21 protein-coding genes are annotated in these 18,054 nt (G+C 60.0%); 20 read left to right on the top strand and 1 reads right to left on the bottom strand.

The genetic code is table 11. From position 1 onward, the window contains the following. Positions 1–60 precede the first annotated feature (60 nt). The 6 genes from queA to AC1RT4_RS00220 all read left to right on the top strand — a co-directional run bounded on the left by queA (position 61) and on the right by AC1RT4_RS00220 (position 6,145). On the top strand, positions 61–1,110 hold the full coding sequence (queA, locus tag AC1RT4_RS00195) for a tRNA preQ1(34) S-adenosylmethionine ribosyltransferase-isomerase QueA (RefSeq protein ID WP_007956699.1): 1,050 nt from the start codon (positions 61–63) through the stop codon (positions 1,108–1,110). A 14-nt stretch (positions 1,111–1,124) separates the two neighbouring features. Continuing rightward, positions 1,125–2,240, top strand: coding sequence for a tRNA guanosine(34) transglycosylase Tgt (gene tgt / locus AC1RT4_RS00200; protein WP_161794909.1), 1,116 nt, complete (start codon positions 1,125–1,127; stop codon positions 2,238–2,240). A gap of 43 nt (positions 2,241–2,283) precedes the next feature. After that, a complete protein-coding gene (gene yajC / locus AC1RT4_RS00205; RefSeq protein ID WP_007956696.1) occupies positions 2,284–2,619 on the top strand; it encodes a preprotein translocase subunit YajC in 336 nt (111 codons plus the stop codon). A 64-nt stretch (positions 2,620–2,683) separates the two neighbouring features. After that, positions 2,684–4,552, top strand: coding sequence for a protein translocase subunit SecD (gene secD / locus AC1RT4_RS00210; RefSeq protein WP_007956695.1), 1,869 nt, complete (start codon positions 2,684–2,686; stop codon positions 4,550–4,552). A 9-nt stretch (positions 4,553–4,561) separates the two neighbouring features. Then, positions 4,562–5,476 carry a protein translocase subunit SecF gene (gene secF, locus AC1RT4_RS00215; RefSeq protein ID WP_007956694.1) on the top strand — a complete coding sequence of 305 codons (915 nt, stop codon included), beginning with the start codon at positions 4,562–4,564 and terminating at the stop codon, positions 5,474–5,476. A 120-nt stretch (positions 5,477–5,596) separates the two neighbouring features. Further along, positions 5,597–6,145, top strand: a complete 549-nt coding sequence (locus AC1RT4_RS00220) for a glycine zipper 2TM domain-containing protein (RefSeq protein ID WP_007956693.1) — start codon at positions 5,597–5,599, stop codon at positions 6,143–6,145. A gap of 97 nt (positions 6,146–6,242) precedes the next feature. Here the strand turns inward: AC1RT4_RS00220 and suhB are convergent, their stop codons facing one another. Further along, the gene (gene suhB / locus AC1RT4_RS00225) at positions 6,243–7,061 is read right to left on the bottom strand and encodes a type III secretion system regulator SuhB (RefSeq protein ID WP_007941397.1); all 819 of its coding nucleotides are present in this window, start codon (positions 7,059–7,061) and stop codon (positions 6,243–6,245) included. A gap of 145 nt (positions 7,062–7,206) precedes the next feature. Here suhB and trmJ point away from each other — a divergent pair, with 145 nt between their 5' ends. From trmJ to AC1RT4_RS00295, 14 genes are all read left to right on the top strand, one after another. Continuing rightward, a complete protein-coding gene (gene trmJ / locus AC1RT4_RS00230; RefSeq protein ID WP_007956692.1) occupies positions 7,207–7,977 on the top strand; it encodes a tRNA (cytosine(32)/uridine(32)-2'-O)-methyltransferase TrmJ in 771 nt (256 codons plus the stop codon). Positions 7,978–7,979: 2 nt separating this feature from the next. After that, positions 7,980–8,756 (top strand): serine O-acetyltransferase, encoded by a 777-nt coding sequence (cysE, locus tag AC1RT4_RS00235; RefSeq protein WP_007956691.1) that lies wholly within the window; start codon positions 7,980–7,982, stop codon positions 8,754–8,756. Positions 8,757–8,924: 168 nt separating this feature from the next. Next, complete coding sequence (iscR, locus tag AC1RT4_RS00240; protein ID WP_007956690.1) at positions 8,925–9,416, top strand: Fe-S cluster assembly transcriptional regulator IscR; 492 nt, start codon at positions 8,925–8,927, stop codon at positions 9,414–9,416. A 50-nt stretch (positions 9,417–9,466) separates the two neighbouring features. Then, positions 9,467–10,681: an IscS subfamily cysteine desulfurase gene (locus AC1RT4_RS00245; protein ID WP_007956689.1), complete on the top strand. Its 1,215-nt coding sequence runs from the start codon at positions 9,467–9,469 to the stop codon at positions 10,679–10,681. A 101-nt stretch (positions 10,682–10,782) separates the two neighbouring features. After that, positions 10,783–11,169, top strand: coding sequence for a Fe-S cluster assembly scaffold IscU (gene iscU / locus AC1RT4_RS00250; protein ID WP_003227907.1), 387 nt, complete (start codon positions 10,783–10,785; stop codon positions 11,167–11,169). A gap of 34 nt (positions 11,170–11,203) precedes the next feature. Beyond that, entirely contained in the window at positions 11,204–11,527 is a 324-nt protein-coding gene (iscA, locus tag AC1RT4_RS00255; protein ID WP_003227904.1) for an iron-sulfur cluster assembly protein IscA, read from the top strand. An 8-nt stretch (positions 11,528–11,535) separates the two neighbouring features. After that, the gene (gene hscB, locus AC1RT4_RS00260; RefSeq protein ID WP_493082768.1) at positions 11,536–12,057 is read left to right on the top strand and encodes a co-chaperone HscB; all 522 of its coding nucleotides are present in this window, start codon (positions 11,536–11,538) and stop codon (positions 12,055–12,057) included. Positions 12,058–12,108: 51 nt separating this feature from the next. Further along, a complete protein-coding gene (hscA, locus tag AC1RT4_RS00265; protein ID WP_493082770.1) occupies positions 12,109–13,974 on the top strand; it encodes a Fe-S protein assembly chaperone HscA in 1,866 nt (621 codons plus the stop codon). After that, entirely contained in the window at positions 13,974–14,315 is a 342-nt protein-coding gene (gene fdx / locus AC1RT4_RS00270; protein WP_007956685.1) for an ISC system 2Fe-2S type ferredoxin, read from the top strand. The genes hscA and fdx overlap by 1 nt, the downstream gene beginning before the upstream one ends. 14 nt (positions 14,316–14,329) lie before the next feature. Further along, positions 14,330–14,530, top strand: a complete 201-nt coding sequence (gene iscX / locus AC1RT4_RS00275; protein WP_085684618.1) for a Fe-S cluster assembly protein IscX — start codon at positions 14,330–14,332, stop codon at positions 14,528–14,530. A gap of 88 nt (positions 14,531–14,618) precedes the next feature. Next, on the top strand, positions 14,619–15,044 hold the full coding sequence (gene ndk / locus AC1RT4_RS00280) for a nucleoside-diphosphate kinase (RefSeq protein WP_007916882.1): 426 nt from the start codon (positions 14,619–14,621) through the stop codon (positions 15,042–15,044). Between the two features lie 29 nt (positions 15,045–15,073). After that, positions 15,074–16,222, top strand: coding sequence for a dual-specificity RNA methyltransferase RlmN (gene rlmN / locus AC1RT4_RS00285; RefSeq protein WP_007956683.1), 1,149 nt, complete (start codon positions 15,074–15,076; stop codon positions 16,220–16,222). A 12-nt stretch (positions 16,223–16,234) separates the two neighbouring features. Further along, positions 16,235–16,993, top strand: a complete 759-nt coding sequence (gene pilW, locus AC1RT4_RS00290; RefSeq protein WP_179693821.1) for a type IV pilus biogenesis/stability protein PilW — start codon at positions 16,235–16,237, stop codon at positions 16,991–16,993. Continuing rightward, positions 16,993–18,051: a RodZ domain-containing protein gene (locus AC1RT4_RS00295; RefSeq protein WP_493082774.1), complete on the top strand. Its 1,059-nt coding sequence runs from the start codon at positions 16,993–16,995 to the stop codon at positions 18,049–18,051. The genes pilW and AC1RT4_RS00295 overlap by 1 nt, the downstream gene beginning before the upstream one ends. Positions 18,052–18,054 lie beyond the last annotated feature (3 nt).

The following is an 18,054-nucleotide window of genomic DNA, read 5'->3' on the forward strand; positions in this document are numbered from 1 at the left end:
TTCATGGTCAATTTTCGATATTTCCGCTAGACTTTCCGGCCCTGCTAGACGAACCCCATCATGCGCGTTGCTGACTTTACCTTCGAGCTTCCTGATTCGCTGATTGCCCGCCATCCTTTGGCCGAGCGTCGCGGTAGTCGCCTGTTGACCCTGGATGGGGTCAGCGGCGCCCTGGCACACCGTCAATTCACTGATCTGCTGGAGCATTTGCGCCCCGGCGATCTGATGGTGTTCAACAATACCCGGGTGATTCCGGCGCGCTTGTTCGGGCAGAAGGAGTCCGGCGGCAAGCTGGAAATCCTCATCGAACGCGTGCTCGATACTCACCGCGTGCTGGCCCATGTGCGTTCCAGCAAGTCGCCGAAGCCGGGTTCGAAGATCCTGATCGACGGCGGCGGCGAAGCCGAGATGCTGGCGCGTCACGATGCGCTGTTCGAGCTGGGGTTTGCCGAAGAAGTGCTGCCGCTGCTCGATCGCGTCGGGCACATGCCGTTGCCTCCTTATATAGACCGCCCGGACGAAGGTTCGGATCGCGAGCGCTATCAGACCGTGTATGCCGAGAAACTCGGCGCGGTGGCGGCACCGACCGCCGGGCTGCATTTCGATCAGACGCTGATGGAAGCGATCGCCGCCAAGGGCGTCGAGACTGCGTTCGTCACGCTTCACGTCGGCGCCGGCACGTTCCAGCCGGTGCGTGTTGAGAAGATCGAAGATCACCACATGCACAGCGAGTGGCTGGAAGTCGGTCAGGACGTGGTCGATGCAGTCGCCGCTTGCCGTGAGCGCGGGGGTCGAGTGATTGCTGTCGGTACCACCAGCGTGCGCTCACTGGAAAGCGCCGCCCGCGATGGCGTGCTCAAGCCGTTCAGCGGCGACACCGACATCTTCATCTTCCCGGGCCGGCCGTTCCATGTGGTCGACGCGCTGGTCACCAATTTCCATTTGCCCGAATCCACGCTGTTGATGCTGGTTTCGGCATTCGCCGGTTATCCGGAAACCATGGCTGCCTACAAAGCCGCGGTCGATAACGGATACCGCTTTTTCAGCTACGGTGATGCGATGTTCATCACCCGTAATCCCGCTCCCCGCGGCCCAGAGGAATCCGTATGAGTCGCACCTGTCGTATGTCTTTCGAGTTGCTTGCCACCGATGGCAAGGCTCGTCGTGGTCGTCTGACCTTCCCTCGTGGCACCGTCGAGACCCCGGCCTTCATGCCGGTGGGCACCTACGGCACGGTCAAGGGCATGTTGCCGCGTGACATCGTCGCCACCGGCGCGGAGATCATTCTGGGCAACACTTTCCACCTGTGGCTGCGCCCGGGTACCGAAGTGATCAAGGAACACGGCGACCTGCACGATTTCATGCAGTGGAAAGGCCCGATCCTGACCGACTCCGGCGGTTTCCAGGTGTTCAGCCTCGGCGCCATGCGCAAGATCAAGGAGGAGGGCGTGACCTTCGCCTCCCCGGTCGACGGCTCGAAAGTGTTCATGGGCCCGGAAGAATCGATGCAGGTCCAGCGTGATCTGGGCTCCGACATCGTGATGATCTTCGACGAATGCACCCCGTACCCGGCTGACGAAGACGTCGCCCGTGTGTCCATGGAGCTGTCGCTGCGCTGGGCCCAGCGTTCGAAGAATGCCCATGGCGACAACACGGCGGCGCTGTTCGGCATCGTTCAGGGCGGCATGCACCAGGACCTGCGCATGCGCTCGCTGGAAGGCCTGGACAAGATCGGTTTCGACGGCCTGGCCATCGGCGGTCTGTCGGTGGGCGAGCCCAAGCACGAAATGATCAAGGTGCTGGACTACCTGCCGGGCATGATGCCGGCTGACAAACCTCGTTACCTTATGGGCGTTGGCAAACCGGAAGATCTGGTTGAGGGTGTGCGCCGCGGTGTGGACATGTTCGATTGCGTGATGCCAACCCGTAATGCCCGCAACGGGCATCTGTTCATTGATACAGGCGTGCTGAAGATCCGTAACGCGTTCCATCGCCATGATGATTCGCCTCTGGATCCGACCTGCGATTGCTATACCTGCCAGAACTTCTCCCGCGCTTATCTGCATCATCTGGACAAGTGCGGCGAAATGCTCGGCAGCATGCTCAATACCATCCACAATTTGCGCCATTATCAGGTGCTGATGGCTGGTTTGCGCGAGGCTATTCAACAGGGTACATTGGCCGCCTTTGTCGATGCCTTCTACGCCAAACGCGGGCTTCCCGTTCCGCCTTTGGACTGAGTTTTCTGACCCCAAGATTCAACATTTGCAACTGGAGTGCTAAATGAGCTTTTTTATCTCTAATGCCATGGCTGACGCGGCTGCACCGGCTGCAGCGCCTATGGGCGGCGGCTTCGAGTGGATTTTCCTGGTCGGCTTCCTGGTCATCTTCTACCTGATGATCTGGCGTCCACAGGCCAAGCGCGCCAAAGAGCAGAAGAACCTGCTGAGCAGCCTGCAGAAGGGCGACGAAGTGGTCACCACCGGCGGCATCGCCGGCAAGATCACCAAAGTGGCCGATGACTTCGTGGTTCTGGAAGTTTCCGACACCGTGGAAATGAAGTTCCAGAAGGGCGCCATCGCCGCCACGCTGCCAAAAGGCACGCTGAAAGCGATCTAAGGTTCCAACTTCTACTCAATCGACGGGGCGCGCAAGGCGCCCCGCGTTCATAACGGGCGGCGTGATGCTGAACAAATATCCTCTGTGGAAATACATTCTGATCCTGGCGGTGCTGGCGATCGGTCTGATTTATTCCGCTCCGAATCTATACCCCGATGACCCGGCCATTCAGATCAGCGGCGCCAGCACGGCCCTGCAGGTCAATCAGGCCGATCTGGATCGCGTAAGCACCGCGCTCAAGGAATCCGGGATCAACGTCAAGGCTTCGAGCCTGGCTGCGAACGGCAAGGGCGGTCTGATCCGTCTGACCAAGGCTGAAGACCAGCTGCCGGCCAAGGACGTTGTCCGCAAGGCATTGGGTGATGACTACGTCGTCGCGCTGAACCTGGCACAAACCACCCCGCAATGGCTGCGCAGCGTGGCCGCGCACCCGATGAAGCTGGGTCTGGACTTGTCCGGTGGTGTGCACTTCCTGCTGGAAGTGGACATGGACAAAGCCCTCGACGCCCGCCTGAAAGTCTACGAAGGCGACGTCAAGAGCCTGTTGCGCAAAGAGAAACTGCGTTATCGCAGCCTGCCGCAACTCAATGGCGCCATTCAGCTGGGCTTCAGCGATGCTGATTCCCGCGAACAGGCCCGTGCGCTGATCCGCAAGAATTTCAACGATTTCGACATTGTTCCGGCCGACCTCAACGGTCAACCGGTGCTGCGTCTGGCGATGACCCCGGCCAAGCTGGCGGAAATCCGTGAATACTCCATCAAGCAGAACCTGACCACGGTACGTAACCGCGTCAACGAGCTGGGTGTTGCCGAACCGATCGTCCAGCGTCAGGGCGCCAACCGTATCGTGGTTGAGCTGCCGGGCGTGCAGGACACTGCTGAAGCCAAGCGTATCCTCGGCAAGACGGCCAACCTGGAGTTCCGTCTGGCTGCAGAGCCGGGCGCTTCGAAAGCCACTTCCGAGACCTTCGAGTTCCGTGAAGGCAAACGTCCTCCTGCCCAGATCGAACGTGGCCTGATCATCACCGGTGACCAGGTAACTGACGCCAAGGCCGGTTTCGGCGAGCACGGCACCCCTGAAGTGAACATCCGTCTGGATGGCCACGGTGGCGAGCTGATGAGCCGCGCGACCCGCAGCAACGTCGGTCGCAGCATGGCGGTGATCTTCATCGAGCAGCGTCCTGTCACCACTTACACCAAGCAAGTGGTCGATGGCGTCGAGAAAGACGTCGCGGTGCAGACCTTCAAGGAAGAGAAGAAGATCATCAGCCTGGCGACCATTCAGTCGCCGCTGGGTGCTCAGTTCCGTATCACCGGCCTGAACGGCCAGGGCGAGTCGTCCGAACTGGCGCTGCTGCTGCGTGCCGGTGGTCTGGCTGCGCCGATGTACTTCGCTGAAGAACGCACCATCGGCCCGAGCCTGGGTGCGGACAACATCACCAAGGGTATCGATGCATCGCTGTGGGGCATGCTGTTCGTCTCGCTGTTCATCATCGCCATCTACCGTTTCTTCGGCCTGATCGCCACCGTTGCTCTGGCGGTGAACATGGTGCTGCTGCTGGCGCTGATGTCGCTGCTGGGTGCCACGCTGACCCTGCCGGGTATCGCCGGTATCGTGTTGACCATGGGTATGGCGGTCGACGCCAACGTACTGATCTTCTCGCGGATTCGTGAAGAGATCGCCGCCGGCATGACCGTGCAGCGTGCAATCAACGAAGGCTTCGGTCGGGCATTCACTGCGATTCTCGACGCCAACCTGACCACCTTGCTGGTCGGCGGCATCCTTTTCGCCATGGGCACCGGCCCGGTGAAGGGCTTTGCAGTAACCATGTCCCTCGGGGTTCTGACTTCGATGTTCACGGCCATCATGGTCACCCGCGCGATGGTCAACCTGATCTTCGGCGGTCGTGACTTCAAGAAGTTGTGGATTTAAGGGGCTGCCATGTTACGTACAATCAACTTCATGGGCGTCCGCAACTTTGCGTTCGGCGTCACTGTATTCCTGACCTTGCTGGCAATCTTCAGTGTGTTCCACAAGGGCATGAACTGGGGTCTGGACTTCACCGGCGGTACGCTCATCGAGCTGACCTACGAGCGTCCGGCCGATGTCACCAAGGTGCGCGAGCAACTGGTTTCTTCCGGTTATCACGAAGCCGTCGTGCAGAACTTCGGCGCAACCACCGATCTGCTGGTGCGTATGCCGGGTGAAGACCCGCAGCTGGGCCATCAGGTGGCGGAAGCGCTGCAGAAGGTCGGCGGCGACAACCCGGCGACCGTCAAGCGCGTCGAGTTCGTCGGCCCGCAGGTCGGTGAAGAGCTGCGCGACCAGGGCGGCATGGGCATGCTGCTGGCGCTCGGCGGCATCCTGATCTATTTGGCTTTCCGCTTTCAGTGGAAGTTTGCGGTCGGCGCCATCGTGTCGCTGATTCACGACGTGATCGTGACCGTGGGTATCCTGTCGTTCTTCCAGATCACCTTCGACCTGACGGTGCTGGCGGCGGTACTGGCGATCATCGGTTACTCGCTCAACGACACCATCGTCGTGTTCGACCGGGTGCGTGAGAACTTCCGCGTACTGCGCAAGGCTACGCTGATCGAGAACATCAACATCTCGACCACGCAGACCCTGCTGCGGACCATCGCGACCTCGGTTTCGACCTTGCTGGCGATCGCGGCACTGCTGTTCTTCGGCGGTGACAATCTGTACGGCTTCTCCCTGGCGCTGCTGGTGGGTGTTCTGGCGGGTACCTACTCGTCGATCTACATCGCCAACGTGGTGCTGATCTGGCTGAACTTGTCGACCGAGGACCTGATTCCGCCGGTCAACACCGAGAAGGAAGTCGACGACCGTCCATAACGGCCATCGTTTTCCCGGTTGTCAGTCAAAAAAGACGCGAGTTGAACTCGCGTCTTTTTTTTTGCTCCAAGGCTGGGAGAAGCGCGGGCGCGTCCCGCATGTGATGGTCAGGAGGTTCATGTGAACAAGTCGTTGCTGGTTGGTGCGGTATTGGGTGCTGTCGGTGTGACTGCCGGGGGTGCTGTTGCCACCTACAGCCTGGTTAAAAGCGGCCCTGAGTATGCGCAAGTGCTGGCCGTAGAACCGGTCAAAACACAGATCAAGACTCCACGTGAAGTGTGCAAGGATGTGACGGTGACCCGGCAGGCGCCGGTGAAAGATCAACACCAGATCGCCGGCACCGTGGTTGGTGCGCTGGCGGGTGGTCTGCTGGGTAACCAGATCGGCGGCGGCACCGGCAAGAAGATTGCCACGGTGGCCGGTGCGGTCGGTGGTGGTTACGCCGGTAACAAGGTTCAGGAGGGTATGCAGGAACGTGATACCTACACCACGACTCAGACTCGCTGTAACACGGTGAATGACATCAGCGACAAGGTTGTGGGCTATGACGTCCGGTATTCGCTGGACGGCAAGGAAGGCAAAGTGCGGATGGATCGTGATCCGGGCAACCAGATCCCGGTCGACAAGGAAGGCAAGCTGATCCTGTCGCAGAACGAGCCAGGCCAGTGACTGGTTGACGGCTTATAAGAAAAGCACCCTTCGGGGTGCTTTTTCATGCCCATAAAAAAACACCCCGAAGGGTGTTTTTTTTGGTTTCGCGAAACGCTTAGCGCTTCAGCGAGGCCGGCAGGTGCGGCTGGATCGCCGTCAGAACTGCCTTGAAGCATTTGGTGTTGCCGGCAACGACGTGGCCTTTTTCAAGGAAGTCGTGACCGCCGGTGAAGTCGCTCACCAGGCCGCCTGCTTCTTGAATCAGCAGGGCGCCAGCAGCCATGTCCCACTCGGACAGGCCCGACTCCCAGAACGCGTCGAAACGGCCGGCGGCCACGTAAGCCAGGTCCAGGCTTGCCGAGCCGGCGCGGCGGATGCCGGCAGTCTGGCCAACCAGGGCGCGGAACATGCCCAGGTAGTTGTCGAGGTTGTCCATCTGGTCGTCACGGAACGGGAAACCGGTACCGAGCAGAGCGCCGTCCAGGCTGGTGCGACCGCTGACACGCAGGCGACGACCGTTCAGTTGAGCGCCGCGACCGCGGCTGGCGGTGAATTCTTCCTGGCGAACCGGATCCAGTACAACGGCGTGTTCCAGGCGACCACGGTATTTGCAGGCAATGCTGACAGCGAAGTGAGGAATGCCGCGCAGGAAGTTGGTGGTGCCGTCCAGCGGATCGATGATCCACAGGTATTCTTCGCCTTCGATGCCGGTGCCGGCGTGCAGGCCGGTCTCTTCACCCATGATCGAGTGATTCGGGTAAGCCTTGCGCAGGGCGTCGATGATTTTCTGTTCGGCGGCGCGATCGACCTCGGATACGTAATCCTTGGCGTCTTTTTCGTCGACCTTGATGGTATCCAGGCGCTCGATGGAGCGGAAGATCAGTTCACTGGCGCTGCGGGCGGCGCGCAGCGCGATATTCAGCATGGGCTGCATGGATGTGTCACCTAAGGTTGTTAAAGAAAGCCGCGCATTCTATCAGAACTTTTCTTCAGGTGAAGGTCGCTGTTCGCTTTCATAGCTTAACGGTAGGCTGTTCTGTAAGATTTGCACCCCTTTGCCGAGTCCGAGAGCGCCCGCCGTGCTGCAAAATATTCGTGTCGTCCTGGTCAATACCAGCCATCCGGGAAACATCGGCGGGACCGCGCGCGCCATGAAAAACATGGGCCTGTCGCGGCTGGTGCTGGTCGATCCGCGCGTCTTTCCGCATCACGAAGCCGATGCCCGTGCTTCCGGTGCCGGTGACATCCTTGAAAACGCGCAAGTCGTCGCCACCTTGGAAGACGCCCTGGTCGGTTGCAACCTGGTGCTTGGCACCAGTGCCCGTGATCGGCGCATTCCCTGGCCATTGCTGGACCCGCGCGAGTGCGGGACCAAAGTGGTCGAGGAGGCCGGGCAGGGCGCGGAAATCGCGCTGGTGTTCGGCCGTGAAGACTCCGGCCTGACCAACGACGAGCTGCAGCGATGTCACTATCACGTGCACATCCCCTCCGATCCTGAGTTCAGCTCGCTGAACCTCGGGGCGGCGGTGCAGGTGTTGAGTTATGAAGTGCGCATGGCGTGGCTGGCTGCACAAGGTCAGCCGACCAAGATCGAGAAGGAAGAAGTGGCTTCCGTGAAAAGCGCCGAACTGGCGACCATGGATGAGCTGGAGCGGTTCTATGAACACCTGGAGCAGACTCTGGTGGCCATCGAATTCCTCGATCCGGAAAAGCCGCGGCACTTGATGGCGCGCCTGCGCCGGTTGTACGGACGCAGCTCGGTCAGCCGGGCGGAAATGAATATTTTGCGTGGCATCCTCACGGAAACCCAGAAAGCGGCCCGTGGCGAGCTCCTTAAGCGGAAGGATTAATGATGTTCGAGCGTTTGCGTGAAGATATCCAGAGCGTATTCCACCGAGACCCGGCGGCGCGTAACGCTTTTGAAGTCCTGACCTGCTACCCCGGCATGCATGCAATCTGGATTCATCGACTGGCCGGCATGCTCTGGCGCAATGATCTGAAATGGCTGGCGCGGCTGGTGTCGAACTTCGGTCGTTGGCTGACCGGGATCGAGATCCATCCGGGTGCCAAGGTCGGTCGACGCTTCTTTATCGACCACGGCATGGGCATTGTGATCGGCGAAACCGCTGAAATCGGCGATGACGTGACGATCTATCAGGGCGTGACCCTGGGTGGTACCAGCTGGAACAAGGGCAAGCGTCACCCGACGCTCGGCGATGGCGTTGTAGTGGGGGCGGGCGCGAAGGTGCTCGGTCCGTTCACTGTGGGGGCCGGCGCCAAGGTCGGTTCCAATGCTGTCGTCACCAAAGAAGTGCCTCCGGGCGCCACCGTGGTGGGGATTCCGGGCCGGATCATCGTCAAGTCCGATGATGAGGCCGACGCCAAGCGCAAGGCGATGGCCGAGAAGATCGGCTTCGATGCCTACGGCGTCAGCGAAGACATGCCCGATCCGGTGGCGCGCGCCATCGGCCAGTTGCTCGATCACCTGCAAGCGGTGGACGGGCGTCTGGAGGGAATGTGCGGCGCGCTGAAGGATCTGGGCAGTAATTACTGTGCGAAAGATCTGCCCGAGCTGCGTGAAGAAGACTTCGCCTGCGTCAAGGGCAAGGACGAATCCAAGCTCCACTGACGCACTTGCAGGGCTGCTGCCGACCGGTGTGCCATTAGGCCGCAGACCCTGCTATCATTCGCGCGCTCTTTTGCGGGTAAACCCGACTAAAGCACTAGGTCTTATAGTTGACTTAAATGCTCGGGAATTGCATACTCCCGCCCATTCCGAACTCCGTGGTAATTGTCCATGCGACTGACTACAAAAGGCCGATACGCCGTGACCGCCATGCTTGACCTGGCGTTGCACGCGCAACACGGGCCGGTGTCCCTGGCCGATATCTCCGAGCGCCAAGGCATCTCCCTGTCCTATCTCGAACAGCTTTTCGCCAAGCTGCGCCGCAGCAACCTGGTTTCCAGTGTTCGCGGTCCGGGCGGTGGCTACCAGTTGTCCCGCGACATGCAGGGCATCCAGGTGGCTCAGGTGATCGATGCGGTGAACGAATCGGTCGATGCAACAAAATGCCAGGGCCAGGGCGACTGCCACTCCGGTGACACCTGCCTGACCCATCACCTGTGGTGCGACCTGAGCCTGCAGATTCACGAATTTCTCAGCGGTATCAGCTTGGCCGACCTCGTAACTCGCCGTGAGGTGCAGGAAGTGGCCCAGCGTCAGGATCAGCGTCGTTGCAATGGCAAGGCGCCGCGCCTGGACAAGATTGAAGCGTCCGCCGTCGAATGACAGCCAGAGAGCTAGCGGCACGCCAGCCAGCCTGATTTAGGAGATAGTCCATGAAATTGCCGATTTACCTTGATTACTCTGCGACCACCCCGGTCGATCCGCGCGTTGCGCAAAAAATGAGTGAATGCCTGCTGGTCGACGGAAACTTCGGTAACCCGGCGTCCCGTTCCCACGTGTTCGGCTGGAAAGCCGAAGAGTCCGTCGAAAACGCCCGTCGTCAGGTGGCCGATCTGGTCAATGCCGACCCGCGTGAAATCGTCTGGACCTCCGGTGCCACCGAGTCCGACAACCTGGCAATCAAGGGTGCGGCACATTTCTACGCCTCCAAGGGCAAGCACCTGATCACCTCCAAGATCGAACACAAGGCTGTCCTCGACACCATGCGCCAACTGGAGCGTGAAGGTTTCGAAGTCACCTACCTCGATCCGACAGAAGATGGCCTGATCACCCCGGCCATGATCGAAGCCGCGCTGCGCGAAGACACCATCCTGGTGTCGGTGATGCACGTGAACAACGAAATCGGCACCGTCAACGACATCGCCGCCATCGGCGAGCTGCTTCGTTCCAAGGGCATCCTGTTCCACGTCGACGCCGCTCAGTCCACCGGCAAGGTCGAAATCGACCTGCAGAAACTGAAAGTCGACATGATGTCGTTCTCCGCCCACAAAACCTACGGCCCTAAAGGCATCGGCGCGTTGTACGTCAGCCGCAAGCCGCGTGTGCGCATCGAAGCGACCATGCACGGCGGCGGTCACGAGCGCGGCATGCGTTCCGGCACCCTGGCGACTCACCAGATCGTCGGCATGGGCGAAGCGTTCCGTGTGGCCAAGGAAGACATGGCTGCCGAAAACGTCCGCATCAAGGCCTTGAGCGACCGCTTCTACAAGCAGGTCGAGCACCTGGAAGAGCTGTACGTCAACGGCAGCCTGACCGCCCGCGTTCCGCACAACCTGAACCTGAGCTTCAACTACGTTGAAGGCGAGTCGCTGATCATGGCGCTCAAGGATCTGGCGGTTTCGTCCGGTTCGGCCTGCACCTCGGCGTCGCTTGAGCCTTCGTACGTACTGCGCGCCCTGGGCCGCAACGACGAACTGGCACACAGCTCGATCCGTTTCACCTTCGGCCGTTTCACCACCGAAGAAGAAATCGACTACGCCGCGCAGAAAGTCTGCGAGGCCGTTACCAAGCTGCGCGCTCTGTCGCCGCTGTGGGACATGTACAAAGACGGCGTCGATATCTCGAAGATCGAGTGGGCGGCACACTAAATATAGAAGCCGCCGGATACAGATCCTGTAGCGACGCGGCGGTTTACGCAGCGCAGTTGCAGGGTCTCAAGAGCGGCCCTGATGAGTGAGGATTGAGAATCATGGCTTACAGCGAAAAGGTCATCGACCACTACGAAAACCCGCGCAACGTCGGCAAGATGAACGCGGAAGATCCTGATGTCGGCACCGGCATGGTCGGCGCCCCGGCGTGCGGCGACGTGATGCGTCTGCAAATCAAGGTCAACGATCAGGGCGTTATCGAAGACGCCAAGTTCAAGACCTACGGCTGCGGTTCGGCTATCGCCTCCAGTTCCCTCGCCACCGAGTGGATGAAGGGCAAGACCCTGGACGAAGCTGAAACCATCAAGAACACTCAGCTGGCCGAAGAACTGGCCCTGCCGCCAGTGAAAATCCACTGCTCGGTTCTCGCTGAAGACGCCATCAAGGCCGCCGTTCGCGATTACAAGCAGAAGAAAGGCTTGATCTGACTTTCAAGATTTGGCGACGAGTAAGGAGTCAACGATGGCTATCAGCATGACAGAAGCGGCTGCTCGACACGTGCGGCGCTCCCTCGACGGGCGCGGCAAGGGTGAAGGGATTCGTCTGGGTGTTCGCACCACGGGCTGTTCCGGCCTTGCCTACGTGCTGGAGTTTGTCGACGAGGTGGTTGCAGAAGATCAGGTGTTCGAAAGTCACGGCGAGAAAGTGATCATCGACCCGAAAAGCCTGGCCTACCTCGACGGCACCGAGCTCGACTTCGTCAAGGAAGGGTTGAACGAAGGCTTCAAGTTCAACAACCCCAACGTACGCGGTGAATGTGGCTGCGGCGAAAGCTTCAACATCTGAGGCTTGTCGTGGGTATTCCTTGTCATTTCGCTTTATTCGAGCTGCAACCGGGCTTTCGTCTGGATCTCGAGCAGTTGGCCACGCGCTATCGCGAGCTGGCGCGCGGCGTTCATCCTGACCGCTTTGCCGATGCTTCCGAGCGCGAGCAGCGGTCGGCGCTCGAGCAGTCTGCGCGGCTCAACGATGCCTACCAGACGCTCAAGAGTCCGGCCCAGCGTGCACGCTACCTGCTGACCATCAGCGGGCATGAAGTGCCGATGGAAGTCACCGTCCACGATCCCGAGTTTCTTTTGCAGCAGATGCAATGGCGCGAAGAGCTCGAAGATCTGCAGGACAGTGCCGATCTGGACGGTGTCGCGACGTTCAAGCGTCGCCTGAAAACCGCCCAGGAAGAGCTCAACGAAAGCTTCGCAGCCTGTTGGGATGATGCAGCGCAACGCGAACAGGCCGAGCGCCTGATGCGGCGCATGCAGTTCCTCGACAAGCTCACCTACGAAGTGCGCCAGTTAGAAGAGCGCCTCGACGATTAACCCAGTGCCGCTCCGGTCGCACGCCTGATATACAGATAAGTCCTGATCACGATGGCCCTACTGCAGATCGCCGAACCCGGCCAAAGTCCTCAACCGCACCAGCGTCGTCTGGCTGTGGGGATCGACTTGGGTACTACCAATTCGCTGGTCGCTGCATTGCGCAGTGGTCTTTCCGAGCCGTTGGCCGACGCCGAAGGGCGGGTCATCCTGCCTTCCGCCGTGCGTTATCACGCCGATCGCGTCGAAGTCGGCGAGTCAGCCAAACTGGCTGCGTCCTCCGATCCCCTGAACACCGTGCTGTCGGTCAAGCGCCTGATGGGTCGTGGTCTGTCCGACGTCAAGCAATTGGGCGATCAGCTGCCGTACCGCTTTGTCGGCGGCGAATCGCACATGCCGTTCATCGACACCGTGCAGGGCCCGAAAAGCCCGGTCGAAGTCTCCGCCGATATCCTGAAAGTATTGCGCCAGCGCGCTGAAGCCACCCTTGGTGGTGAGCTGGTGGGCGCGGTGATCACCGTGCCGGCGTATTTCGACGATGCTCAGCGCCAGGCTACCAAGGATGCGGCGAAACTTGCCGGCCTGAACGTGTTGCGTCTGCTAAACGAGCCGACCGCAGCAGCGGTGGCATACGGTCTGGATCAACATGCCGAAGGCCTGGTCGCGATTTACGACCTGGGCGGCGGCACCTTCGATATTTCGATTCTGCGCCTCACTGGCGGCGTCTTCGAAGTCCTGGCTACTGGCGGCGACAGCGCGCTGGGTGGCGATGATTTCGATCACGCAATTGCCGGCTGGATCATCGAGAGCGCCGGTTTGTCCGCCGACCTCGATCCGGGCGCACAACGCAGCCTGCTGCAAGCCGCCTGCGCAGCCAAAGAAGCCCTGACGGCTGCCGACAGTGTTGAAGTTGCCTACGGCGACTGGAAAGCACAACTGACCCGCGAAGTCTTTGATGCGCTGATCGAGCCAATGGTCGCCCGCAGCCTGAAAGCCTGCCGTCGCGCCGTGCGCGATTCCGGCGTCGAGCTGGAAGACGTGCACGCCGTGGTCATGGTTGGCGGTTCGACTCGCGTTCCGCGTGTTCGCGAAGCCGTCGCCGAAGCCTTCGGTCGTCAGCCGCTGACCGAAATCGATCCGGATCAAGTGGTGGCCATCGGTGCCGCGATCCAGGCCGATACGCTGGCCGGCAACAAGCGCGATGGCGGCGAACTGCTGCTGCTCGACGTGATCCCGCTGTCACTGGGGCTGGAAACCATGGGCGGCCTGATGGAGAAGGTGATTCCACGTAACACCACCATTCCCGTCGCTCGCGCTCAAGACTTCACCACTTATAAAGACGGCCAGTCGGCCATGGCGATCCATGTGTTGCAGGGCGAGCGTGAGCTGATCAGCGATTGCCGCTCTCTGGCTCGCTTCGAATTGCGCGGCATCCCGGCGATGGTGGCCGGTGCGGCGAAAATTCGCGTGACCTTCCAGGTCGATGCCGACGGTCTGCTCAGCGTCTCTGCCCGTGAACTGGGTTCGGGCGTTGAAGCGAGCATCCAGGTCAAGCCGTCCTATGGCCTGACCGACGGCGAAATCGCCAAGATGCTGAAAGATTCGTTCCAGCACGCCAATGACGACAAAGTCGCCCGCGTTCTTCGCGAGCAGCAAGTCGATGCCCAACGCCTGATCGAAGCGGTGCAGGGTGCTCTTGAGGCGGATGGCGAGCGTTTGCTCGACGCCGAAGAGCGCATGGTCATCGATCTGCAGGTGCAGGAACTGACCGAACTGATGAAAGGCACCGATGGTTATGCCATCGAGCAGCAGACCAAGCGTCTGTCGCAAGTGACCGATGCTTTTGCAGCCCGTCGTATGGATCAGACGGTGAAAGCCGCTCTGTCGGGGCGCAATCTGAATGAAATCGAGGATATCTGATGCCGCAGGTCATTTTTCTGCCCCACGAGAAGTTCTGCCCTGAAGGCATGGTCGTTGACGCTGCGCCTGGCACGTCGATCCTCGAACTGGCTCACGAACACCACATCGAGATGGAAAGCGCCTGCGGCGGCGTCTGCGCCTGCACCACTTGTCACTGCATCATTCGCGAGGGTTTCGACTCGCTGGAAGAAGCCGACGAGTTGGAGGAAGATTTCCTTGATCGTGCCTGGGGTCTGGAAGCCCAGTCGCGCCTGGCTTGTCAGGCGATCGTCGGTGAAGAAGACATCACCGTAGAAATTCCGAAATATTCGCTTAACCATGCGGCCGAAGCGCCGCACTGACTGGTAAGACTGTCATGAGCTACGGTTGGAATGATGTTCAACGTATTGCAGAAGAGCTGGCGGAAGCCAAGCCGGGTGTAGATCCGTTTTCTGTCAATTTCGTCGACCTGCAGCGATGGATCATGGAGCTGCCTGACTTCGACAACAACTCTGGCCGGGTCGGCGAGAAGGTGTTGGAAGCGGTTCAGCAGCTCTGGAATGATGAAATAGACTGATCGTCCTCGCAGGTTAGGCAATACCCAAGAACCCGCGTATAATTCGCGGGTTTAATTTTTCGCAAATTACCGTTTCTGGAGTTACACCATGGCTGTTCAACGTACTTTCTCCATAATCAAGCCTGACGCCGTTGCTAAAAACGTGATCGGCGAGATCACCACTCGTTTCGAAAAAGCCGGCCTGCGCGTTGTAGCTTCGAAACTGAAGCAACTGTCCAAAGCCGAAGCCGAAGGCTTCTACGCTGAGCACAGCGCTCGTGGCTTCTTCGGCGACCTGGTTGCCTTCATGATCTCCGGTCCTGTTGTTGTTCAGGTTCTGGAAGGCGAAAACGCTATCGCTCTGAACCGTGAGCTGATGGGCGCTACCAACCCTAAAGAAGCTGCTGCCGGCACCATCCGTGCTGACTTCGCTGATTCCATCGACGCCAACGCTGTACACGGTTCGGACTCCGAAGCCGCTGCTGCTCGTGAAATCTCGTACTTCTTCGCAGCTACTGAAGTAACCACTCGCTAAGCATTGGCTTAAAGAGTGAAGGTGAATCCATGACTACATCGACTGTTAAAACCAACCTGCTGGGTCTGACCCAGCCGGAAATGGAAAAATTCTTCGACTCAATCGGGGAGAAGCGTTTCCGTGCCGGTCAGGTAATGAAATGGATTCACCACTTTGGCGTCGATGATTTCGACGCCATGACGAACGTCAGCAAGGCCTTGCGCGAAAAGCTCAAGGCTGTTGCTGAGGTCCGTGGTCCCGAAGTGGTCAGCGAGGACATTTCCAGCGACGGCACCCGCAAGTGGGTGGTGCGCGTGGCGTCCGGCAGCTGCGTCGAGACCGTTTACATTCCCCAGGGCAAACGCGGCACTCTGTGCGTTTCGTCCCAGGCAGGCTGTGCCCTGGACTGCAGTTTCTGCTCCACCGGCAAGCAAGGCTTCAACAGCAACCTCACCGCCGCCGAAGTCATCGGTCAGGTGTGGATTGCCAACAAATCCTTCGGCAGTGTTCCGGCTACCATCGACCGCGCCATCACCAACGTGGTGATGATGGGCATGGGCGAACCGCTGCTGAACTTCGACAACGTCGTGGCCGCCATGCATCTGATGATGGATGACCTGGGCTACGGGATCTCCAAGCGCCGCGTGACCCTGTCCACGTCGGGTGTGGTGCCGATGATCGATGAGCTGGCCAAGCACATCGACGTATCCCTGGCGTTGTCCCTGCACGCACCGAATGACGCATTGCGTAACCAATTGGTGCCGATCAACAAGAAATATCCGCTTAAGATGCTGCTCGAGTCGTGCCAGCGCTACATGTCCGAACTGGGCGAGAAGCGCGTGCTGACCATCGAGTACACCTTGCTCAAGGACGTCAACGACAAGCTTGAGCACGCCGTGGAAATGATCGAGCTGCTGAAGAACATTCCGTGCAAGATCAACCTGATCCCGTTCAACCCGTTCCCGCATTCCGGGTACGAGCGGCCGAGCAACAACGCCATCCGCCGGTTCCAGGATCAGCTTCACCAGGCCGGTTTCAACGTCACTGTGCGCACCACTCGTGGTGAAGACATCGACGCGGCTTGTGGTCAATTGGTAGGGCAGGTGCTGGATCGCACCCGTCGCAGCGAACGTTACATCGCCGTGCGCGAATTGAGCGCCGACAGCGATCTGGCACAGAACGCCGCGAACACTAACTAAGAGAGGATCTCTATGTCCCTGCGCTTTGCGCTGCTGTTGCTGTTGGCCAGCCTGTGTGCTGGTTGTGTCCTGTCGGGCGATTACAACCCGATGAAGACCAGCAAGGGCCGTGACGAAGCGCGGGCTGCCTACGTGCAGCTGGGGCTGGGATACTTGCAGCAGGGCATGACCGAGCGGGCCAAGGTTCCACTGAAGAAGGCCCTGGAGCTGGACGGTTCGGATCCCGACGCCAATGCCGCGCTGGGGCTGGTATTCCAGGCCGAAATGGAACCAAAACTGGCTGACGAACACTTCCGCAAAGCCTTGTCCTCCCGTCCCGCCGATGCGCGCATCCTCAACAACTACGGCAGTTTTCTCTACGAAGAACAGCGTTACAAGGAAGCCTACGAGCGTTTTGAACAGGCGGCCGCCGATACCCTGTATCCTGAGCGTTCGCGAGTGTTCGAGAACCTCGGCATGACGGCGGCGAAGCTCGGGCAGCGTGATCTGGCGCAGCAGCAGCTGGAAAAGGCGCTGCGTTTGAACCGTCAGCAGCCACGCGCATTGCTGGAAATGGCTGAGTTGTCATTCGAAGACAGGCATTATGTGCCCGCGCGTGACTATTACGACCGTTTCAGCCAGCTCTCCGAGCAAAATGCACGTAGTCTGTTGCTCGCCGTTCGGTTGGCAAAAGTATTTGAAGATCGCGACAAGGCCGCCAGTGCGGGCCTGCAATTAAAACGACTCTATCCCGGTACGCCGGAATATCAGCAATACCTGTCGGAGCAATGATGAAAGCGGCGCATCCCGAAGTTGTAGCAGCGAATCGCGTTAACCCCGGTGAGACCCTGCGCCAGGCCCGCGAAAGCAATGGCTGGTCGCTGGCCGAAGTGGCCCTCAAGCTCAACCTCACCGTGACTTCCCTGAGCAATCTTGAAGCCGGCGCATTCGACAAGTTGCCCGGGCATACCTTCGCTCGCGGTTACATTCGCGCCTACGCCAAATTGCTCGGCATGGATCAGACCGTTCTGGTCCAGCAATTCGACCAGTCCACCGGCACCGACTCCCAGGGCAGCAACGTTCACGCCCTGGGTCGTATCGAAGAGCCGGTACGGGTTTCCCACACCATTTTGCGTATCGTCAGCCTGTTGCTGCTGATCGCGGTCATCGGCGGCGGTTTCGTCTGGTGGCAGGATCAGACCTCGCTGCGTACCAAGGACCTGATCGGCCTGGCGCCGGAGCACGTCGAAGTCGAAGGCGCCGACGGCACCACCCAGATTCATCCGCTGGACGAGCCGGAAGACCAGGCCGTTGCGGAAGGCGAGGCCGAGGGCTCGACCGCTCTGGCGCTGCCTCAATCGGAAACCACGGCTGAATCGACCGGTGCCGAGACCGAATCTGCAGCTCCAGCCACCGCACCGGTTGCTCCGGCACCTGCTGCGCCAGCCGCGACTCCGGCTGCACCGGCTCATACGCCAGCGCCTCTGGTGGCTGCTCCGGCAACTCCAGCACCTGCCGCTCCGGCCACGCCTGCACCGACCGTCACTGCACCGGCAGCCCCGGTCGTCGCTGCACCCGTGCCGACAGCTCCGGTTACTCCGGCTGCAGGTCAGGGCCAGGTTCAGGTGCAGTTCATCGCCGATTGCTGGACTCAAGTGACCGATGGCAGCGGCAAAGTGCTGTACAGCGGCCTCAAGCGCAAGGGCGACAGCCTGTCTGTCGTCGGCAAGCCTCCGTTTGCCGTGCGTCTGGGCGTTGCCCGTGGCGCGCAGGTCAGCTACAACGGCCAGCCGGTCGATGTCGCTCCGTTCACCAGTGGCGAGACCGCTCGCCTGAAGTTGGGTCAATAAGTC

Source organism: Pseudomonas sp. GW821-FHT11D10, from assembly GCF_058808435.1.